Source organism: Kocuria sediminis (genome assembly GCF_009735315.1).
In the GTDB taxonomy this organism is placed as follows: domain Bacteria; phylum Actinomycetota; class Actinomycetes; order Actinomycetales; family Micrococcaceae; genus Kocuria; species Kocuria turfanensis.
The window spans coordinates 318,613-339,019 of the sequence record NZ_WOGU01000002.1 but is presented as its reverse complement, the minus strand read 5'-3'; the positions used below and the strand labels follow the sequence as shown (position 1 = coordinate 339,019).

Below are 20,407 nucleotides of genomic sequence, written 5' to 3'. Positions count from 1 at the left end.
TCCGACGACGCGGCGGCGCCCCGGCTCAGGCGCTCGGCGCCGGGCCGGCAGGGGTGGAGGGAGCACCGTCGCCGGGTGCAGGGTCCGTGACGGGTGCGGTGGTCGGGACGTCCGGGACCGGCGGTCCCGGATCGGCTGCCGGCGGCATGCTGGGCGTGCCGCCGGGCGGGGTGGTCGGCGACGGCGGCGGAGCGCTGGGCGGCTCGGCCGGAGCGGTGCCCGGCTGCTCGGCCGGCGGGCTCGCCGGAGGCGCCGTCGGCGGAGCACTGGGCGGTTGCGCCGGATCGGTGCCCGGCTGCTCGGCGGGTGGGCTGCTCGGCTGCTCCGCCGGGCCGTCGCCGGGCCGGTCCTGGGCCGGCGGTCCGGCCGGGTCCTGGGGAGCAGGGGCTGGGTCGTCCGGGGGCGCGGGCGTCCCGCCGCTCCCACCGCCCGTCACGGCGCCGCCCGAGGCGCTCCGCCCGCCCGAGGCATCCCGCCCGTCCGGGGTGCTGCGGCTGTCGGGGGCACGCGCCCCCGCCGGCGCGTCCGTCCCGGCGCGCTCCGCCGCGGCGCCGCCTCCGCCGCCCGTGCTCCGGGAGGTCGCGGTCGGGTCGCCGTCGTCGCCCGTGGCCGCCGTCCCGGCGTCCGCGGCTCCCCCGCCCGCCGTGTCGGTCGCCCCGCGGGCCGCACTCCGGGCGGTCGCGGCGGCCTCCGTTAACGGGCCGGGAGAGGGATCGACGACGGGCAGGGACGGCACGCCGGCTCCGGAGGTGCCGGGGCCGCTCGCGAGCGCCCGGCCGTCCCCGTCCTCGGCGGTGGACGTCGAGGAGGAGCCGCTCGGGGCGCCCACGCCCGCGCCCCCGCTGTCGGCGGCCCGGGTCGTCCCGTCCCCGGGTCCGCCCGTTCCCGTCACCGCCAGCCCGGCGAGCGCGGCGGCCGCCGCGAGCGCGCCGGCGCCCAGCAGGACCTTCCTCCCCCGCCGTGCGGTGCCGACGGCGGCCAGGGATCCTCCGGCGAGGTCCGTCCCGGGGGCCGCGGCCGGGCGCTCCGCACCTGCCCGGCCGGCCGTGCGCACGATCTCGCCGAGCTCGTCCACGGCGTCCCCCCACAGGGGCACACCGGCGAGGACCGGCAGCACCCAGCCGCGGAGACCGGCCTCGGTGTCCTGCAGGTACAGGAGATCGGCGGTGCAGCGGGGGCACTCGTCCAGGTGCGCCTCGACCTCGCGCCGCCGCGGCTCGGGCAGGGCCCCGTCCACGACGGCCCCGAGCTCTCCGGCGCACTGCTCGCAGGCGGACGTGCGGGGGTGGTCGAGCCGGAGCCGCCGGTAGGCGGCCCGCAGCCCGGCCCGCGCCTCGAGGTGCAGCGCGGTCGTGGCGGCGGGGCTCAGGCCGAGGACCGCGGCGGTCCGGTCCAGCGGCAGCCCCTCCACCTCGGTGTGCCACAGCACGGCCTGCCAGGACGGGGGCAGCCCGAGGTAGACGCGGGACACGGCCTCGGCGGAGCGGGGCGGCTCCGCCCCGGCCCGGCCCACGACGCCGACCAGCCGGGCGCGGAGGAAGGCCTCCGGGCCGTCGCCGGCGGGCAGGTCCTCGACGACCTGGTCCACCGCGGTGCCGGCCAGCTGCTCCGCATCGGGGCGGCTGGGGGTGTGGAGGCGGGCCACGGCCACGGCCGTGGGCCAGTGCCGGTCCCTGAGGTCCTGGAACGCGTGGGGCTGTCCCGCCCGCACGGCGGCGAGCAGTTCCTCGTCGGTGGTGCGCGTCATAGGTCTCCGTCGCTCTCGGGAGGGGGCGGCTGCAGGGTGGTGCGGGCGACCCGGAAGTGCTCTGGCGACGTCCGGGCCCTGCCCGGACGGTGACGGCGCGCGGCCGAGGCGTGCGCCTCCTGCTGCGGATCCCCCGATCCCCCGCTCCCCATGGTAGGCGGGGCCGCCGGACGGGGCACGGCGCCCGCGTCACGCCGCCTTTCCGTTCGTAACACGGGCGTGGGGGCGCACACCGGCGGGCCCGGTGGCCTCCCGCGCTATTGTGAGTTCATCGTGATAACGCTACGGTGGTGGCATGCAGACAACGGAACGCCCCGCCCCGGACGCCGGCCGCAACGCCGCGTGGTCGGACCGGCTGCGCTCCCACGGCCGCCGCGTCACCAAGCAGCGGCTGGCCGTCCTCGACGCGGTGGAACGCCGCCCGCACTCCACGGCGGAGGACGTCGTGGCCGAGGTCCGCGCGGTGCTGCCGGCGATCACCGTGCAGTCCGTCTACGTGGTGCTCTCGGACCTCACGGCGGTCGGCATGCTGCGCAAGTTCGAGCCGCCCGCCTCACCGGCCCTCTACGAGACCCGCACCGGGGACAACCACCACCACGCCTACTGCGTGCGCTGCGGGGCGGTCGTCGACGTCGACTGCGCCGTCGGCCACGCCCCGTGCCTCACGCCCTCGGAGCACCACGGCATGCGCCTGCTGGCCGCCGACGTGGTCTACCAGGGCATCTGCGCCGACTGCCTGGCCGCCGCACCGGCCCCGCTGCCCGACGCCGGCTGACCAGCGTCGGGTGAACAGCGCGGGCTGAACGTCCTCGGCGGAACGGCGCCGCCGGGGTCAGTCCTCCCGCGGCGCCCGGGTGGTGCGCTCTCCCGCGGACGGGTCCGCCTGCTCCTCCCGCGCGCTCCCCCTCTGCGCGTCCTCCTTCTCCACGAGGGCCAGCAGCTCCCGGAGCTGCTCGGCCGTCAGCGTCGCCACGGGCGGGTGCGCGTTGATGCACACCTTCGCCGCCCCCGAGTCCAGGGCGAAGCGCAGCGCCTGGCGCGACGGCGCGGAGCGCGCCTCCAGGCCCGGGTCCAGGGCGGCGACCTCCGCCGCGGAGGTGAACAGCAGCAGGGTGTCGGGGGTCGCGCCCTCCTCCTGCGGCTTGGCGTAGACCGGGACGGCCCGCTCGCCCTGCACGCGGGCGCCGAGCAGCAGCACCCCGTCCGGGGCCAGCAGCCCGGCGAGCAGCTGGGACATGTTGTTCTCGAGCATCGCCGCCTTGACCACGTCGTTGTGCGGCGCGCGCACGGCCCACTGGATCTGGGGCCGGCTGATCCGGCAGCCCCGGTGGGCGGGGTCGATGACCAGGTGGTCGTGCTGGGGGTCGTCCACCAGCATCTGCAGGATCTTCACGGCCGGCTCGCGCAGCAGCACGGGCTTGCCCCCGTCCGGGTGGTGCCGGTCGAACATGGCCTGCGCCTCGGCGGCCGACGTGTAGGCGGCCAGCGACCGGGTTCCGTCCGGCTCCGCGAGGGTCTGGACGCGCAGCGTCGAGCCCGGCCCCACGGCCTGCCCGTCGGGGCCCTCCACCAGCGTGCTCGAGGTGACGTCGAGCAGCAGGGACCCGGCCATGCACTGGCGGATGACCTCGATCATCGCCTTGTTGTCGGGGGCCTCGACGAACCGGTCGATCGCCGCTCGCACCAGCGGGTGGACCACGCCCTCGCCGTCCGGCTCCTGCTCGGCGCCCGGGTCCAGGGCCGGCAGCTCGACGCCCTCCCGGGCGGCGAGCTCCGCCGCCCACCCCGGGATTCTGGCCCGGGTGCGCGGGAACCTCCGGAGGTGCTCCAGCACGTCCTGCGCGGTCCAGGGCCCCTCGGTGCCCCACGGCCGCGGCTCGCCGTCGAGGTCGTACGTCCCGCCGATCCGGTGGGTGGGCTCGGGCCAGCCCTCCGCGAGGATCACCACGGTCGCGGTGAACCAGGTCCCGCGGCCCCGCACGTAGGAGCGTTCCCGCAGCTGCTCGACCGCCGGGATGACGGCGCTGTCCTCCTTGACGGGGCCCACGGTGCCGGGCACCACCTCCTGCCCGCGCTGCTCGCGCACGCGCAGGTGGACGCGGCCGCCCTGGAACTTGAGGTCCACGATCATCCGGTCCCATCCCGGCTCGGTGCGCAGCACCGAGAGGATCCAGGTGCCGATGGTGTTCAGCAGCTCCTGCCGGCCCGGTCCAGGAGTCGGGGTGGCGGGGGTCTGGCTCATGCGGTGGCTCGTTCCCGGCCCGCGCGGGGCCTGCTCGGATCGTGGTGGTCTCGCCGGACGGCCACGGGCAGGACGCGGCGCCGCGGAGCCCGGAGGCCTCGCCCTCCACCCTACCGAAGGCCCTCGGCCGCACCCTCGCGCGGCGGCGCGGCCGGGGTCCCCGACGCACGGCGGAGGCCCCGCCGTGACGCTCCCGCGCCCGTGATGGTTGCTAGCCTGGACGCATGACGAAAACGCTGCAGGATCTGATCGACGAGTCGATCTTCATCTCCACCGAGTACCAGGCCAGGCTGGCCGAGCTGACCCAGGGCGCCGAGTGGGACGTCGACTTCTCCGCCCCGGCGTTCACCCTGCAGACCGACCCGCCCGTGAGCCTCACCCCGTACCTGCTGGGCACCGAGTCCGCATCGCGCGGGTCCTGGATCTGGTCCTGGCAGGAGCTGGGCCACTTCCCGGACACCGTGGTCTCCGCCGCGGTCCAGGCGCGGGAGGCCGGCCGGCGCCTGGGCGTGGAGGAGCTGTCCACCGACGAGCTGCCCGTGGCGGACGGACTCGCCCGCCGGCTGACGCTCGCGGCCAAGGCCGTGACCGGCGTCTACGCGCACTACCCGGCCGGCGCCGGCGGCGGCGTCACCGCGTGGCTGCTGCTGGAGGGCCCCGAGTTCGAGCTGCCGGAGCTCACGGTGGAACGGATGATGCGGGTCATCGCCGAGGCGCTGACCACCGACACCGCGGTGGACCACAACCTCGCGGTGGACTCCTACGCCAAGCTGCGCGGCGCGCACATCGAGTGGGACACCGAGGCCACGTGCGTGGTCACCGTCCGGGACGGCGCCCAGCGCTTCTGGTTCGACGACCACCAGATCTCCGGCGTCGAGCCCGCCGAGCCCACCGTCGGCCCCGACGTGCTCGCGGACCTCGCCGCGGACGCCCGTGCCCGGGCCGTGACCCTGCGCGAGGACCGGGCCGCTGCCGAGAGCGCGGCCGCCCGCGAGGCGAGCCGGCCGCAGGCCGCCGCGGCCGAGGCGGCCCCGGCGCCCGCCGCCGCGCGGCAGGAGCAGCCCGAGCCGCTGGAGGTCCCCGACTTCGTGGAGACGGAGCACGCGGCGCCGGTGCGCGAGGCCGAGCAGCCCCGGGAGACCGCGGAGCCGGTCGCGGCCGCCGCGGACGGCGATCTGCCCTTCGACCAGGAGCCCTCGGACCGGGACGTGCGTCCCGGCCGGGTGAGCACCACGGTGGTGCCCGGGCCCGAGCCCGTCCGCCCCGCCGCGGAGGAGGCCCCCGAGCCGGTCGTCGAGCGGGCCCCGGAGCCGGCCCCCGAGCGCGAGGTGGAGCGGGAGGTCGTGGCCGGTCCCGGTGTCCCGGGCAGCGCCGAGGCCGAGCCCGTGGTGGAGGGCGAGGAGCCGGCCGAGGAGGAGCAGGGCGAGCGGAAAAAGGGCTTCTTCAGCCGATTCTTCGGCCTCTGAGCCCGGGCGTTACCCTCGAGCGTGACCGCATACAACACCGCGCCCGGCCCGGATCCCGACGAGCAGTCGAGGACCCGGGCCGGTCTGCTGGCCGGCTTCGGCGCCTACGGCATCTGGGGGCTGCTGCCCCTCTACTTCGTCGTCCTGGAGCCGGCCACGCCCCTGGAGATCGTGGCGCTGCGGGTGCTCTTCTCCCTGCTGTTCTGCCTGGTGCTGCTCGCGCTGACGCGGCAGCTCGGCACGCTGGGCCGGGCGCTGCGCACCCCCCGCACGCTCGCGGCCCTCGCCCTCGCGGGCCTGCTCATCGGGATCAACTGGTTCCTCTACGTGCTCGCGACGACCACGGGGCACACCATCGAGGCCTCCCTGGGATACTTCATCAACCCGATCGTGGCCATCCTGCTCGGCGTGGTCGTGCTGCGGGAGCGGATGCGGCGGCTGCAGTGGGCGGCCGTCGGGGTGGGGTTCGTCGCCGTCGTGGTGATGGCCGTCTTCTACGGCAGCGTGCCCTGGCTGTCCCTCGGCCTGGCCTTCTCCTTCGGCCTCTACGGGCTGGTCAAGAACCGGGTGGGCGCCTCGTTCCCCGCCGTGGTGACCCTCACCGTGGAGACGCTGGCCCTGACCCCCGTGGCCGCGGTGGTCGTGGCGGCGCTGTCGGCGGACGGCTCGCTGACCCTCGGCACGGAGGGCCCGGGCCACGCCGCGCTGCTGCTGGCCGCCGGTGTGATCACGGCCGTGCCCCTGATCCTCTTCGGCGCCGCGGCGAGCCGGCTCCCGCTGTCCACCGTGGGGATGATCCAGTACCTGACGCCCATCATGCAGTTCCTGCTGGCCGTGCTCGTGCTCGGCGAGCAGATGCCGCTGGTGCGCTGGGTGAGCTTCTGCTTCGTGTGGCTCGCCGTCCTGCTGCTCGTGCTCGACGCCGTGCGCGCGCCGCGGGCGCGGCGGGCCTGAGCCCGTTCCGGGGCACCGCCTCGACGACGGCCGCGGACGGGCCGGTACCGGTCGGGGAGGCAGCCGAGGGGAGCAGGTGCCGCGAGTCCGCGCAGGCCCCGGGAACAGCCGGGAACGGTCCGGGAACGGTGCGGGAACGGTCCGAGGACATGAAGGAGGGCCCCCGGCGCCGTGCGGCGCCGGGGGCCCTCGTGTCGTCCCGGGCCGGGCCCGGGAGGGCGGTCAGGTGGTGCGGGGGTAGTCCTCGGCGCCGAAGCCCTGGTCGTTGTCGGGCTCCTCCGGCACGCGCCGCAGGTGCAGGACCGCGGCGATGAAGCCGCCCCACACGGTGAGCACGGCGACGACGAGCATGACGATGGCGGAAGCGGTCATCGGGGGTCCTCCTGGGATCCGGTCGTGCGGGGCGGGGTGTCGGAGCTCCACGGCGCCTGCCCGGCTCCTCCGGTGGGGGGAGCGGCGTGCCGGCCCGTGCCCGTGGCGGTGCCCTGCGCCACGGTGCCCTCCGCCACGGTGCGGTAGGAGAACTCCTGGTCCAGGGCCGGGGTGCGCAGGGCGGTGTCCGACCAGCGCGAGAGGTGGTCGTCCCCCTGGATCCGGTTGCGGTCCGTGAAGGCGTCCAGGATCGCCGGGGACGGGCTGAGCTCGTTGGCCCGGGAGGCGGCCGGCCACGGCAGCTTCGAGAGCACGTACGCGATCACGACGAGGCCGATGGCCATCCCCCAGCCGAAGGTGTTGACGAACCAGGTGGGCATTTCGCCGTAGCCCTCCGCCACGGTCGTGGTGAGCGTGTCGATGAGGATGTAGCCCAGCACGATCGGGGTGATCCCGCCGGCCACGACCATCCACGTGCGGCCGAGCTTGAAGGAGGAGACCGAGTTGAGGTGGTCCCGCAGCGTCGGCAGCGCGGAGAAGCCCGCGGTGAGGAGCATGACGGAGACCAGGGCCGCGGCCACGATGCCGAACTGGTTGACGAAGTTGTCCGTGACGTCCAGCAGGTTCAGCCCCGTGGTGGTGGTGAACAGCCCCAGCGAGATGATCGCCATCGGCACGCCCACCGCGATCACGGCGGTGCGGCGGCGCAGGCCGAGCTTGTCCTGCACGGCCGCCACGACGACCTCGACGATCGACACGAGGGAGGTGAAGCCGGCGAAGGTCAGCGAGGCGAAGAAGAGGACCCCGATGAGGGTCCCGAACGGGGCCTGCGAGATGATCGTGGGGAACGCGATGAACGCCAGGCCGATGCCGGAGGTCGCCACCTCGTCCACGGCCGTGCCCGCCGCCGACGCCATGAAGCCCAGGGCCGCGAAGACGCCGATGCCGGCCAGGATCTCGAAGCTCGAGTTGCCGAAGCCGACCACGAGCCCGGAGCTGGTGAGGTCGGTCTTGGGCTTGAGGTAGGAGGAGTAGGTGATCATGATGCCGAAGCCCACCGACAGCGAGAAGAAGATCTGGCCGTAGGCGGCGACCCACACGGCGCTGTCGCCCAGCGCCGCCCAGTTCGGGGTGAACAGGGCGTTGAGCCCGTCCGTGGCGCCCGGCAGGGTGAGGGCGATGACGACGATCACGAGGAACATCAGCACGAGCAGCGGGATGAGGATCAGGTTGACCTTCCCGATGCCGTTCTGCACGCCCAGGAGCAGGACCACGAGCAGCGCCAGCCACGCCACTCCGGTGGCGACGAGCACGCTCGGGACGAAGTCGAAGCCGACGGTGACCTCCTCGGAGACCTGCAGGAAGTCGCCGAGGAAGAAGGTGCCCGGGTCCGTCCCCCAGGCCTTGTCGATCGAGAAGAACGTGTAGAGCATCGCCCAGCCCAGGATCACGGCGTAGTAGATGGCGATCACGAAGCTGATGCCCATCTGCCACCAGCCGATCCACTCCGTCTTGGGGTGCAGCCGGCGGTAGGCCAGCGGCGCCGAGGCGCGGAAGCGGTGGCCCACGCCGTACTCGAGCATCAGCAGCGGGATGCCCGCGGTGAGCAGCGCGACGAGGTAGGGGATGATGAACGCGCCGCCGCCGTTCTCGTAGGCGATGTACGGGAACCGCCAGATGTTGCCCAGCCCGACGGCGGAGCCGATCGCGGCGAAGATGAAGACCGTGCGGCTGGAGAACGCCTCGCGGGGCGCGGCGGCACGGCCGGGTGGGGACTGAGGGGTCATGGTCGTCCTCGGTGCGGGAAGTGGTCTGTGGACGGCTACAGGCTAGTCCGTCCGACCGCTGCGACACACCGAGGAGCCCGCGGAGCGGCCCGGGCTCAGGCCTCGCGGTGGACGACGGCGTGGGCGAACGCCACGAGCGCGCGCTTGGCCACCGAGTCCGGCAGCGGCTCGAGAGAGGCGATGGCCTCGTCGGCCCACCGGCGGGCGATCCGCCAGGCCTCGTCCGTGGCCCGGTGCCCGGAGACCGCGGCCACGGCCTCGGCCAGGGCCTCGTCGGACGCGAGGTCGCCGTCGAGGAGCTCGACGGCGCGCCGGGCCCCGGCGTCGCCCTCCCCCGCCATGCGGCGCAGGAGCAGCACCGGCAGGGTCGGCACGCCCTCGCGCAGGTCGGTGCCGGGGGACTTGCCGGAGACCTCGTCCTCGCCGGTCACGTCGATGACGTCGTCGGCGAGCTGGAAGGCGATGCCGACCTTCTCCCCGTACTCGACCATGACCTCCACGACGTCCTGCGGGGCGCCGGCCAGCACGGTGCCGAAGTGCCCGCAGGCGGCGATGAGGGATCCGGTCTTGCCCGCGAGCACGTCGAGGTAGTGCTCCAGCGGGTCCTGCCCGTCGCGCGGGCCGACCGTCTCGTGCAGCTGGCCGAGCACGAGGCGCTCGAAGGTGTCCGCCTGGATCTTCAGGGCGCGCTGGCCGAGGTCGGAGACCATGGAGGAGGCGCGGGCGAAGATGAGGTCGCCGGTGAGGATCGCCACCGAGTTCCCCCACACCGTCTGGGCCGTGGCCACGCCGCGGCGCAGGGGCGCGGAGTCCATGACGTCGTCGTGGTAGAGGGTCGCCAGGTGCGTGAGCTCGACCACCGCGGCGGCCTCGAGCACGGCGTCGTTGACGCCGCCGCCGATCTCCCCGGCCAGCACGGTCAGCAGCGGGCGCACCCGCTTGCCGCCGGCCTGGAGCAGGTGGCGTGAGGTGACGTCGGCGAGGTGGTCGGCGCTGCGCACCGCCTCGTCCAGGCGCTCCTCGATCCGGGCGAGCGCCTGCAGCACGACCGGACCCAGCCGGTCGTCGGTCGCGATGAGGTCGAAGCCGGCCGGCAGCTTCACCTGATCGGTGCCGAGACCCGTGGAGGGGCCGCCGGCGCTCGCGGAGGAGGATTCAGTCACGGTCCACCACTCTAGCGAGTTTTCGGGGGTCGGGTGTTGTCCGTGGGGGGCGTCAGGGCGTCCAGCAGGGCGATCACGCGGTCCTCCCACGCGGCGGCCGGGCGGTCGGAGAGCTCCGTCATGACCCGCACCACGAACCGCATCAGGGCGGGCACCGCCATGCCGGTGCGCACGGCGGCCTTCATCACGGCGGGGCTGCCGATCAGCTGGGCCAGGACGCGGCCCTGCGTGAAGTGGGCGCCCCACTCCTGCCGCACCCGGCCGGGGTAGCCGGAGAGCACGCGCTCGCGCTGGGCCGGGCCGTTGGCGGCCGCCGCGGCCACGACGTGCTCGGCGGCGTAGCGGGCGGACTCCATCGCGTTGGAGATGCCCTCGCCGTTGAACGGGGAGACGAGGCCCGCGGCGTCGCCGAGCAGGAGCATCCCCGGGACGTGGTGCGGGGTGCGGTTGAAGGCCATCGGCAGGGCCGCCCCGAGCACGCGGCCGCGGCGGTGCTCCTCGTCGAAGGTCCACTCGGCCGGCATGGAGGCGGTCCAGCCGGCGAGCACCCTCCGGTAGTCCAGGGCCCCGAACGCCGGGGAGGTGTCCAGGATCCCGAGCCCCACGTTGGCCGTGCCGTCCCCGACGCCGAAGACCCAGCCGTAGCCGGGCAGCAGCGCCCGGCGCGGGTCGTGCCCGTCGGTGAGCTCGAGCCAGCCCTCCATCCAGTCCAGCTCCGAGCGGGGGGACTCGTAGTAGGCGCGCACCGCCACGCCCATGGGGCGGTCGTCGCGCTTGTGCAGCCCGGCCGACACGGCGGCCCGGGCGGAGTTGCCGTCGGCGGCGAGCACGACGTCGGCGCGGTGCTCCTCGGTCTCGCCGGTGCGCCGCCCGGCGTCGTCGAGGACGTTCGCCCGGGCGCCGACGACCCGACCGGTGGAGTCGCGCAGCACCTCGGTGACGGAGCGGCGCTCGAGCACCCGCGCCCCGGCGGCGCGGGCGTGCTCGGCGAGCTGCTGGTCGAAGCCGGTGCGGGTGCGCACGAGCCCGTAGCCGGGGAAGTCGCTGAGCTCCGGCCAGGGCACCTCGACGGTGCGCCGCCGGGCCACCAGGCGCAGGCCCCGGTTGCGGGCGTAGCCCAGCTCCGGCCCGTGCGGCAGGCCCATGAGCTGCATCTCCCGCACGGCCCGCGGGGTCAGCCCGTCGCCGCAGACCTTCTCCCGGGGGAACGCGGTCTTCTCCAGGACCGTGGCCCGGATCCCGTGCGCCGCGAGCCAGTACCCGGCCGTGGCGCCCGCCGGGCCGCCGCCGAGGACGAGCGCCCTCATCGGGCGGGGGCGGCCGGGGAGGGCTTCACGGCCCGGTGCACGGCCACGATGCCGCCGGTGAGATTGCGGTACTGCACGCCCGCCCAGCCGGTCTCGAGGATCTGCGCGGCGAGCTCCTCCTGGTCCGGCCACGCCGCGATGGACTCGGCGAGGTACTGGTAGGCCGCGGGGTTGGAGGAGGTGCGCGCGGCGATCCCCGGCAGCGCCTTCATGAGGTACTCCGTGTAGACGGTGCGCAGCGGGGCCAGGGTGGGGGTGGAGAACTCGCAGATCACCAGCCGCCCGCCCGGGCGGGTGACGCGCAGCATCTCGGCCAGCGCCCGGCGGTGGCCCTGGATGTTGCGCAGGCCGAAGGAGATCGTCACGGCGTCGAAGGAGGCGTCCGCGAACGGCAGCTGCGTGGCGTCGGCCTGCACGAACTCGATGTCGGGGCGGCGGGCGCGGCCCACCTCGAGCATCCCGAGCGAGAGGTCCGCGGCCACGACGTCCACGCCGGCGTCGGCGTAGGGCTCCGACGAGGTGCCGGTCCCAGCGGCGAGGTCGAGCACCCGCTCCCCCGGCACCGCCGCGACGGCCTCCGCGACGACCTTGCGCCACCCGCGGGCCCGGCCCAGGGAGAGGATGTCGTTGACGAGGTCGTAGCGCGGCGCCACGTCGTCGAACATGGCGGAGACTTCGTGCGGCTGCTTGGACAGGTCTGCTCGGTTCACCCGGTCATTGTCGCACCTCCCTCCGACGGCCCCGGTCCGCCCCGGGCCGTCCGTCGGCCCGCCCGCGCCCGGCGGTCCGGGCGCACGCGGGCGCGGGCCGGGGCTGTCGGCCGTGCGGCTTAGACTGGGGGGCGATGTCCTCCACCGACCCCGCCACCGCCCCGCCGGTCCCCGTGCTGCACGCCCTCACGGTCCCGCTGTCCGCCCTCGGCGCGGACCCCGCGGACGCCCCGGACCTGCGGGAGCTGCTGACCGGGCCCGACCTGCTCACCTGGACCGTGGACGGGCGCGGCCTCGTGGCCCACGGCCGGGTGGCCGAGCACACGGTGCGCGGCCCGGACCGCTTCACCGCCGCGCGCGTGTGGTGGGACGACGTGGTCGCCGCCGCCGTGGTCGAGGACCGGGTGGGCGTTCCCGGCACCGGGCTCACCGCCTTCGGCGCGTTCACCTTCGCCTCGGCCTCCGGGGCCGACTCCGGGCTCGTGGTGCCGGAGCTGCTCGTGGGCCGGCGCGACGAGCTGGCCTGGGCCAGCCTCGTGGTGGCCGTGGCCCCCGGCACGCCCTTCGCGCTGAGCGCCGACGACGTGGCCGCGGCCTGGCTGCGCCGCTTCGGCACCGCCCCCGGCCGCCCGCCGGCCGCAGAGGAGGATCCGGCCGCGGTGCCCGCCGCCGTCCGGCTGTCCCCGGGCACGCTGGGCGAGCACGAGTGGACCGGGGCCGTGCGCGACGGCGTGGAGCTGATCCGCGCGGGCCGACTGGAGAAGCTGGTGCTGGCCCGCGACGTGCTGGCCCGCACCGACGAGCCGCTCGACCCGGTGGCCGTGGTCCGGGACCTCGCCCACCGCTACGACCAGTGCTGGACGTACTGCGTGGGCTTCGGCGGGGCCGCCGCGGGCCGGCTGATGGGGGCGACCCCCGAGATGCTCGTGCAGGTGCTCGACGGAGCCGCCCACGCCCGGGTGCTCGCGGGCACCCTGGACCGGGACGCGGCCCCGGTGGACGAGGACCCCCAGGAGTACGCCGCCCGGGTGCTCGGGGAGTCCGAGAAGCAGCAGCACGAGCACGGCTTCGCGATCGACTCCCTCGTGGCGTCGCTGGCGCCCTACACGGACGCGGTGACCACCTCCCCCGAGCCGTTCATCCTGGAGCTGCCCAACGTGTGGCACCTGGCCTCCGACGTCACCGCGGCGCTGCGCCCGGGCCCGGCCGGGGACCCGCCCTCCGCCCTGGAGCTGGCCGAGGCGCTGCACCCGACCGCCGCGGTCTGCGGGACGCCCACCGCCGTGGCGGCGGCCACCATCCCGGAGCTGGAGCAGATGGACCGGGGCCTGTACGCCGGGCCGGTCGGCTGGCTGGACGCCGCCGGCAACGGGGACTGGGGCATCGCCCTGCGCGGGGCGGTGCAGGAGGACGAGCGCACCGTGCGGCTCTACGCCGGGTGCGGCATCGTGGCCGCCTCCGACCCGGAGGCCGAGCTCGCCGAGACCTGGGCGAAGCTGCGCCCCATGCTCCAGGCCCTCGGGCAGCGCGCCGACGGCGCCCCCGAGCGGCTCGTGCCCGCCCCCGGGCTCTCCGCCCGCTGAGCCCGCCGCGGCCGGGCCGCGGCGTCGGCGCGCCCGGATGCCCGGATTGCACCGTATCCTTGTGTCCCGAACGCAGTCGGGGGTGACCGCCCCGTAGAGCCGGCTCCTCGCGCGGCCCGACCGCGCCGTCGACGCCCGCTCCCACCGGAGGAACCGCCCATGCCCCGCCCGTCCCGCCGCCGCGCCGCCGGCCTCCTGTCCGTCGCCGCCGCCCTCACCCTCACGGCCTGCTCCGGCGGCGCTCCCGAGGACACCGCCGCCGAGCCCGCGACCCCGGTGGACGGCGGATCGGCCGCCGTGGCCCTGGTGGAGCCCGGCTTCCTCACCGTGTGCTCGGAGTCCAACTACCCGCCGTTCGAGATGGAGCAGGACGGCGAGATGGTCGGCCTCGACATGGACCTGGGCCGGGAGATCGCCGCGGACCTCGGGGTGGAGATGAAGAACGTCACGCTCGCCTTCGAGTCCATCCAGTCCGGCGCCGCCCTCGACACCGACCAGTGCGACGTGGCGATCTCCGCGCTGTCCATCACCGAGGAGCGGCGGACGGTGATGGACTTCTCCGACCCCTACTACGACAACGAGGTCGGCCTCGTGACCGACGGGGAGGACGGCGTCGACTCGATCGACGCCGCCCGCGAGGAGCAGGTGCGCGTGGGGGTCATGCAGGGCACCGTCGGGGAGACCCAGGCCCGGGAGCTCGGCCTCAACGCCGTCCAGTTCGAGGACGCCACCACGCTGTTCACCGGGCTCAGCACCGGCAGCGTGGACGCCGTGCTCGACGACGTCACCGCGATCGCCGAGCACGCCCAGGACGACCCGGACTTCGTGGTCCAGGAGACCGCGGACCTCGACGACCAGCTCGGCGTGGCCGTCCAGAAGGGCGACGCGGCGATGCTCCAGGCCGTCGACGCCACCCTGGACCGCATCGAGGAGGACGGCACGCTCGAGCAGATCGTCGAGCAGTGGATCCCCGTCCAGGAGAAGGACTGACCGAAGGACCCGCGCCCCGCACCCGGGGCGCCGGCTCCGCCACCGACCGCCCGTACCACCCAGAACGGACCACCCCATGGCCATGACCATGCACCAGAGAGCCCGTCTCTCCCGCGGCATCCAGTACGCCGTCCTGATCGTCGTCGTCCTCGCGCTGCTCGCGATCGCCGACTGGCCGCTGCTGATCGAGAAGGTGTTCAACCCGGAGATCGCGGCCCAGCAGTTCCCCGGCATCATCACCACCGCGCTGAAGAACACCCTCATCTACACGCTGCTGGGCTTCGTGGTCGGTCTCACCGGCGGTGTGGTCCTGGCGCTGATGAAGCTCTCCTCCGTGGCGCCGTACCGGTGGCTGGCCACGCTGTACATCGAGTTCTTCCGCGGCGTGCCCGCCCTGCTGGTCTTCCTCGCCTTCGGCTACGGCATCCCGCTGGCCTTCGGCTTCCGCTTCAACCACTACGTCACGGTCATGGTCGCCCTGGGCCTCGTGGCCGCCGCCTACATCGCGGAGTCGCTGCGGGCGGGCCTGCAGGCCGTGCCGAAGGGCCAGTACGAGGCCGCCCGGTCCCTGGGCATGTCCCACGCCCGGGCGATGGTCACGATCGTCATCCCGCAGGCCCTGCGGATCGTGCTGCCGCCGCTGACCAACGAGGTGATCCTGCTGACCAAGGACTCCTCGCTGGTCTACCTGCTGGGCATGGGGGTGGGGCAGTACGAGCTCACCAAGTACGGCCGCGAGGCGATCTCGGGCGCCGGCGCCGGTCTGACGCCCCTGGTGGTGGCGGGCATCTGCTACCTCATCATCACGGTGCCGCTGGGCATCCTGACCCGCCGCTTCGAGTCCAAGACCGACCGCATGAAGAAGTCCTAGGAGCCAGACGATGAGCACTGCATCCTCCCCGCAGCACCGGTCCGCCGACGGCCTCGCCGGCGCCGCCTCCGTCGTGATCGAGGGCCTGCACAAGTCCTACGGGCCCCTCGAGGTGCTCAAGGGCATCTCCCTGAGCGTGGGGGCCGGCCAGGTGGTCTGCCTCATCGGCCCCTCGGGCTCGGGCAAGTCCACCCTCCTGCGCTGCGTGAACCTGCTCGAGAGGCCCCAGCAGGGGCGGATCACGATCGGCGACTTCGACGTCACGGACCCCGAGGCCGACGTCGACCGGATGCGCCGGCACGTGGGCATGGTCTTCCAGCAGTTCAACCTCTTCCCGCACCTGAGCGTCCTCGAGAACTGCACCGTGGCCCAGGTCAAGGTGCTCAAGCGGGACAAGGCCGAGGCCGAGCGGATCGCCCGGGCCAACCTCGACCGCGTGGGCCTGTCCGAGAAGGCCGACAGCCACCCCGGCCAGCTCTCCGGCGGGCAGCAGCAGCGGGTGGCCATCGCCCGGGCCCTGTCCATGGACCCGTCCCTGATGCTCTTCGACGAGCCCACCTCCGCCCTCGACCCCGAGACGGTGGGCGACGTGCTGTCCATCATGCGCGACCTCGCCGCCGAGGGCATGACGATGCTCGTGGTCACCCACGAGATGGAGTTCGCCCGCGACGTCGCCGACAAGGTCGTCTTCATGGACGGCGGCGTGGTCGTCGAGGAGGGCCCGGCCGCCCAGGTCATCGGCGCCCCGAAGGAGCCCCGCACCCAGTCGTTCCTCTCCCGGGTGCTCAACCCCACCCAGGTGCAGGCCCCGGAGAGCTGATCCGGCGGCCGCTCCTCCCGCCGGGCGCCGAAGGGCCCCGTCCCCTCCCGGGGACGGGGCCCTTCGGCACGCCCCGCCGCACCGCCCGTCCCCCGGGGACGGGGCCCTTCGGCACGCCCCGCCGCACCGCCCGTCCCCCGGGGACGGGCCCCGGGCACCCCGGCACCGGCCCGTCGCCGCGGCACGAGCGCCCCGCCGGGGGCGCGGCGGCGGACGGCTCAGTGCGCGGGAGCGGCCACCGCGGCCCGGATCCGGGCGTGCAGGGCCCGCAGCTCCCGCCGGTCCACCCGCACCTCGAGCACGGAGCGGCCGCGCACGGGCCCGGCGAGCGCCGCGGCGAGCTCCGGCAGGCTGCCCACCCGCCGGTGCGGGACCCCGTAGCCCGCGCAGAGCGCGTCCAGGCGCGCCTCGTGCGGGGTCCCGAAGAAGCGCTCGACGACGTCGCGGTACTCCTGCTGCTCCCCCAGCGCGCCGTGCTCGAGGGTCGCGAAGATCCCGCCGCCGCCGTCGTTGAGCACCAGGACCTGCAGGTCGGGCTCCCGCTCGCCGGCGCCCAGCAGCAGGGAGGAGGCGTCGTGCAGGAAGGTCAGGTCCCCCACGAGGGCGCGGACGGGGCGCCCGGCGCCCAGCGCCACGCCCGCCGCGGTGGCCACCGTCCCGTCGATCCCGGCGAGCCCGCGGTTGGCGACCACCAGCGGGGACGCGGGGCCGGGGCGGGCGGCGAGGTCCAGGTCCCGCACCGGGTTGGAGGAGCCGGCGACGAGCACCGACCCGTCCTGCCGGCACGCCTCCCACAGCGCGGCGGCCACGGCCGGGCCGGTCGGCCGCCCCGGGGGCTCCGCGGCGAGCAACCGCGCCACGGCCCCGTCGGCGGCGGCACCCGCCTCCCGCCAGGCGGCGGCCCAGCCGGGGGCCCCGCGGCCGGTGAAGGCGGCGGCCTCCGCCCAGCTCCCGAGCACGCGCTCGCGCCGGCGCCCCGGGTCGTACCAGGCCACGGGGCCGGGCTGGACGGCGGCGGTGGCCACGTCGGCCCGGGCCAGCAGGGCTGCGACCGGACGGGAGAGCGTCGGCCGGCCTGCCAGCAGGACCCGCTCGATCCGCCGCCCCAGGGGCGCCTCCAGCAGCAGCCGGTAGGCGCCCACGGCCTGCGGGCCGGACCGGGCGTTCGAGGACGGCTCCGCGAACAGCGGCAGCCCGCAGGCCTCGGCGAAGCGGGCGGCGGCGGGGCCCGCGCCGTCCCCGGCGACGACCACGGAGCGGGCCTGCCCCGCGGCCGGGGACGGGGCCGCGACGGGTCCGGCGGCGACGGCGCGCGGGCCAGGGTCCGGGGCCGTCGCGGTGCGGGCCGCCAGGCGGCGCGCCCGCCCGGCGAGCGCGGCGCCGTCCTCCGGGGCGGGGTGCAGCGGCTCGCGCAGGGCCACGTTGAGCTGGACGGGCCCGGCGGGGCGGGGTCCGCCGGGCCCGCGGCCGGCGAGCGCGGCCAGGGGCGCGGCCAGGCGGGCGGGGACGTCGTCGTTCTCGGGCAGGAGGTCGACGGCGGCGCGCACGTGCTCGCCGAAGATCCCGGGCTGGCGGGTGGTCTGGTTGGCGCCGGTGCCGCGCAGCTCCGGCGGGCGGTCGGCGGAGAGCACGACGAGGGGCACCTCGCCGTGGTCGGCCTCCATGACCGCCGGGAGCAGGTTGCCCACCGCGGTGCCGGAGGTCGTGACCACGCCGGCCGGCCGGCCCGTGGCCCGGGCGATGCCGAGGGCGGTGAAGGCAGCGCCCCGCTCGTCCACGCGCACGTGCACCTCCAGGGCGCCGGCGGCGTGGGCGGCCGCCGCGGCGTAGGCCAGGGGCGCGGAGCGGGAGCCGGGGGCGACGACGAGGTGGCGCATCCCGGCGCCGACGAGCTCTTCGAGGACGGCGCGGGCGGTGTCGAGGGACGGTGTGGTCACAGGAGACCAGGGTAGTCCCGGGAGACGGACGGTCCCCGTCCCGCCGGGCGGCGGGACGGGGACCGTCCGGTGCGGGGGGCGCTCAGTAGGAGCGGACGGCGGTCCGGGCCGCGGCCTTGGTCTCCGCGGTGGCCTTGCCCTTGTAGCCGCGGTAGCGGGGCCCGCGCTCGCCGTTCTTGCGGCGCTTGTGCTGGCTGCGGCCCCGCCCGGGGTGGTCGGAGATCCCTCCGGGGAACTCGGCCTCCCCGTGGCGCCCGACGGCGAACACCTGAGTCACGGACGGGCGTGGCAGGGACCACTCCCCCTCCCCCTGCCGGGTCGGCAGGACGTAGTCGGGGAAGTAGGACCGGGGCTGCTCGAACGAGCCGTCCTCCCCCGGGTGCTGCACGGCCACGTAGACCATCCGCTCGCGGTCGTGGATCACGGGGCCGCAGGTCTCGGCGTCCTGGGGGACGGCGAGGAACTGCTCCACGTTCCCGCGCTGCCGCCCGGACAGTCCCACCTTGAACAGCCCGTCGTTGTAGCCGATCGTGCCGGGGGCCCCGTCGGTGGAGATCCAGAGGTTGCCGGCGGAGTCGAACGCGAGGTTGTCCGGGCAGGAGATCGGGGAGACCTTCTCCGCCGGGTAGCCGGAGAAGTAGGCGGACGCGTTCTTCGCGGGGTCCCCGGCGACCAGCAGGATGTTCCAGTCGAACTCCAGGGCGGCGGCGCGGTTGTCCCGCTCGGTGAGCTCGAGCACGTGCCCGTCGCGGTTCTGGGTGCGGGGGTTGGCCTCGTTCGGGCCGGCCTTCCCGGCGGTGCCGCGCTGGGTGTTGTTGGTCAGCGCCACGTAGAGCTTGCCGGTCAGCGGGGACGGCTCGACGTCCTCGGGGCGGTCCATCTTGGTGGCCCCGGCCTTGTCCGCGGCCAGGCGGGTGAAGACCAGGACCTCCTCGACGGACATGCCGTCCACGGCCGACTCGCCGTCCACGACCAGCGGCAGCCACCGCCCGGAGCCGTCGAACGCGCCGTCGGAGGGCAGCCGCCCGGAGCCGTCGATCTCGGCGGCGGTGTCCCCGGTGAACTGGGCGACGTAGAGGTCGCCCTCGGCGAGCAGGGTCATGTTGTGCGCCCGGTCGCCCTCGACGTACTTCTGGGCGGAGACGAACTTGTAGAGGTAGTCGAAGCGCTCGTCGTCGCCGGAGTAGGCGACCACGGTGCCGTCCTCGGCCACGCGCACGTTGGCGCCCTCGTGCTTGAAGCGGCCCAGGCTCGTGTGCTTGACCGGGGTGGAGGACGGGTCCTGCGGATCGATCTCCACGATCCAGCCGAAGCGGTGCGGCTCGTTCTCGTAGCCGGGCAGGGTCGAGTCGAAGCGGGGGTCCACCTCGTGCCAGCGCCGGCTCGGGGCGTCGGTGGAGATCCCGTAGCGCTTCTGCTCGGCGGAGCCGTTGCCCTTGAAGTACTGGTTGAAGTTCTCCTCCCCGGACAGGACGGTGCCCCACGGGGTCGTGCCGCCGGCGCAGTTGTTCTGCGTGCCCAGCACCACGGTGCCGGTGGGGTCGTCCCGGGTCTTCAGCAGCTCGGACCCCGCGGCCGGGCCATCCACCGCGAACGGGGTGCTCAGGGTGATGCGCCGGTTGCGGCTGCCGCCGCGCACGTAGGACCAGGGCCGGCCGGGTCCGGTGCGGGCGATCTCGACGACGGACATCCCGTGCGCGGCCATGGCCACCCGGGCCACGCGCTCCAGGTCCCCGAGCTGGTCGGCCGGGAACATGTTCGCCTCGTTGGTGTACTCGTGGTTGTTCACGAGCACGCCGGTGCGGCCGCCGCGGTCCTGCAGGATGTCCAGATAGTCCGAGTTGTAGCCGAACTGGCGCGCCTGCGCCTCGGGGGTCTGCTGCAGCGGGTCGAACTCCGGGGAGTCGGTGAACAGCGGGTCGCCCCAGCGGATGATCGGGGACCAGTCGTAGCCCTCGGGCACGGTGAGGTCGTCGACGGTGTTCGGGACGGGGGCGATCGGGGTGAAGGACAGCCCGGAGCGGCCGCGGCCGTGGGCCTGGGCCGCCTCGGGGGTGGCCCCGACGACACCGACGGTCACGGCCGCCGCGGCGCCCAGCCCGAGCGCGGCGCGGCGGGACAGGGCGGCGCTCGCGATGTCCCGGAAGTAGCCGTTGCCGGAGGTGTTGCACTCCGGGCCGGCGCAGGCGTTGCCGCACTTCAGCTGGCAGGTGAGGGGACTGCGCTTGCCGCGGGCGTGGCCCAGCATGGGAAGGAGGGGGCGCTTGGCGAGGTCGGTCATGGCTCTCCCAGGGGATCGGTCCCGCGGGGGACCGCGGGCGGGGAACGGGTGCTCCGCCACTGCACCACCGCTGCGTGAGGCGCGGGGGGTGCCGAGGGAAAGCCCACGTTAACGGGCGGTGACGGCCCGGGGGCACGACGCGCCGGTCGGGCCCGGAGCCGCCCCTGTGTGACGGCG

16 protein-coding genes are annotated in these 20,407 nt (G+C 75.3%); 7 read left to right on the top strand and 9 right to left on the bottom strand.

Annotation, left to right across the window (positions count from 1 at the left end):
- Positions 1-25 precede the first annotated feature (25 nt).
- Positions 26-1,747 carry a zf-HC2 domain-containing protein gene (locus GMA12_RS03750; RefSeq protein ID WP_156267256.1) on the bottom strand — a complete coding sequence of 574 codons (1,722 nt, stop codon included), beginning with the start codon at positions 1,745-1,747 and terminating at the stop codon, positions 26-28.
- Positions 1,748-2,042: 295 nt separating this feature from the next.
- Between GMA12_RS03750 and GMA12_RS03745 the strand changes: the two genes are divergently transcribed.
- Complete coding sequence (locus GMA12_RS03745; protein ID WP_156267254.1) at positions 2,043-2,522, top strand: Fur family transcriptional regulator; 480 nt, start codon at positions 2,043-2,045, stop codon at positions 2,520-2,522.
- Positions 2,523-2,579: 57 nt separating this feature from the next.
- On the opposite strand, the gene GMA12_RS03740 is transcribed toward GMA12_RS03745, so the two are convergent.
- The gene (locus GMA12_RS03740) at positions 2,580-3,989 is read right to left on the bottom strand and encodes an SseB family protein (RefSeq protein ID WP_156267252.1); all 1,410 of its coding nucleotides are present in this window, start codon (positions 3,987-3,989) and stop codon (positions 2,580-2,582) included.
- A 224-nt stretch (positions 3,990-4,213) separates the two neighbouring features.
- Here GMA12_RS03740 and GMA12_RS03735 point away from each other — a divergent pair, with 224 nt between their 5' ends.
- A complete protein-coding gene (locus GMA12_RS03735) occupies positions 4,214-5,455 on the top strand; it encodes a DUF6882 domain-containing protein (protein WP_156267250.1) in 1,242 nt (413 codons plus the stop codon).
- Positions 5,456-5,476: 21 nt separating this feature from the next.
- Positions 5,477-6,409, top strand: a complete 933-nt coding sequence (gene rarD, locus GMA12_RS03730; RefSeq protein ID WP_370830132.1) for an EamA family transporter RarD — start codon at positions 5,477-5,479, stop codon at positions 6,407-6,409.
- Between the two features lie 222 nt (positions 6,410-6,631).
- On the opposite strand, the gene GMA12_RS03725 is transcribed toward rarD, so the two are convergent.
- The 5 genes from GMA12_RS03725 to GMA12_RS03705 all read right to left on the bottom strand — a co-directional run bounded on the left by GMA12_RS03725 (position 6,632) and on the right by GMA12_RS03705 (position 11,748).
- A complete protein-coding gene (locus tag GMA12_RS03725; protein ID WP_156267248.1) occupies positions 6,632-6,781 on the bottom strand; it encodes a methionine/alanine import family NSS transporter small subunit in 150 nt (49 codons plus the stop codon).
- A complete protein-coding gene (locus GMA12_RS03720) occupies positions 6,778-8,568 on the bottom strand; it encodes a sodium-dependent transporter (protein WP_156267246.1) in 1,791 nt (596 codons plus the stop codon). Before GMA12_RS03720 ends, GMA12_RS03725 begins: the two co-directional genes overlap by 4 nt.
- 95 nt (positions 8,569-8,663) lie before the next feature.
- Complete coding sequence (locus GMA12_RS03715) at positions 8,664-9,731, bottom strand: polyprenyl synthetase family protein (RefSeq protein ID WP_370830128.1); 1,068 nt, start codon at positions 9,729-9,731, stop codon at positions 8,664-8,666.
- An 11-nt stretch (positions 9,732-9,742) separates the two neighbouring features.
- Complete coding sequence (locus tag GMA12_RS03710) at positions 9,743-11,038, bottom strand: geranylgeranyl reductase family protein (RefSeq protein WP_156267244.1); 1,296 nt, start codon at positions 11,036-11,038, stop codon at positions 9,743-9,745.
- The gene (locus GMA12_RS03705) at positions 11,035-11,748 is read right to left on the bottom strand and encodes a demethylmenaquinone methyltransferase (RefSeq protein WP_162459440.1); all 714 of its coding nucleotides are present in this window, start codon (positions 11,746-11,748) and stop codon (positions 11,035-11,037) included. Before GMA12_RS03705 ends, GMA12_RS03710 begins: the two co-directional genes overlap by 4 nt.
- Positions 11,749-11,882: 134 nt before the next feature.
- Between GMA12_RS03705 and GMA12_RS03700 the strand changes: the two genes are divergently transcribed.
- From GMA12_RS03700 to GMA12_RS03685, 4 genes are all read left to right on the top strand, one after another.
- Positions 11,883-13,331, top strand: a complete 1,449-nt coding sequence (locus tag GMA12_RS03700) for an isochorismate synthase (RefSeq protein ID WP_156267242.1) — start codon at positions 11,883-11,885, stop codon at positions 13,329-13,331.
- Between the two features lie 159 nt (positions 13,332-13,490).
- Positions 13,491-14,321, top strand: coding sequence for an ABC transporter substrate-binding protein (locus GMA12_RS03695; RefSeq protein ID WP_156267240.1), 831 nt, complete (start codon positions 13,491-13,493; stop codon positions 14,319-14,321).
- Between the two features lie 76 nt (positions 14,322-14,397).
- Positions 14,398-15,192 (top strand): amino acid ABC transporter permease, encoded by a 795-nt coding sequence (locus tag GMA12_RS03690; protein WP_156267238.1) that lies wholly within the window; start codon positions 14,398-14,400, stop codon positions 15,190-15,192.
- 10 nt (positions 15,193-15,202) lie between these two features.
- Entirely contained in the window at positions 15,203-16,012 is an 810-nt protein-coding gene (locus GMA12_RS03685) for an amino acid ABC transporter ATP-binding protein (protein ID WP_156267236.1), read from the top strand.
- Between the two features lie 218 nt (positions 16,013-16,230).
- On the opposite strand, the gene menD is transcribed toward GMA12_RS03685, so the two are convergent.
- Together menD and GMA12_RS03675 are read right to left on the bottom strand one after the other, a co-directional pair.
- The gene (gene menD / locus GMA12_RS03680) at positions 16,231-17,949 is read right to left on the bottom strand and encodes a 2-succinyl-5-enolpyruvyl-6-hydroxy-3-cyclohexene-1-carboxylic-acid synthase (RefSeq protein ID WP_162459439.1); all 1,719 of its coding nucleotides are present in this window, start codon (positions 17,947-17,949) and stop codon (positions 16,231-16,233) included.
- An 82-nt stretch (positions 17,950-18,031) separates the two neighbouring features.
- Positions 18,032-20,230, bottom strand: coding sequence for a PhoX family protein (locus tag GMA12_RS03675; protein WP_156267234.1), 2,199 nt, complete (start codon positions 20,228-20,230; stop codon positions 18,032-18,034).
- Between the last annotated feature and the right edge of the window lie 177 nt (positions 20,231-20,407).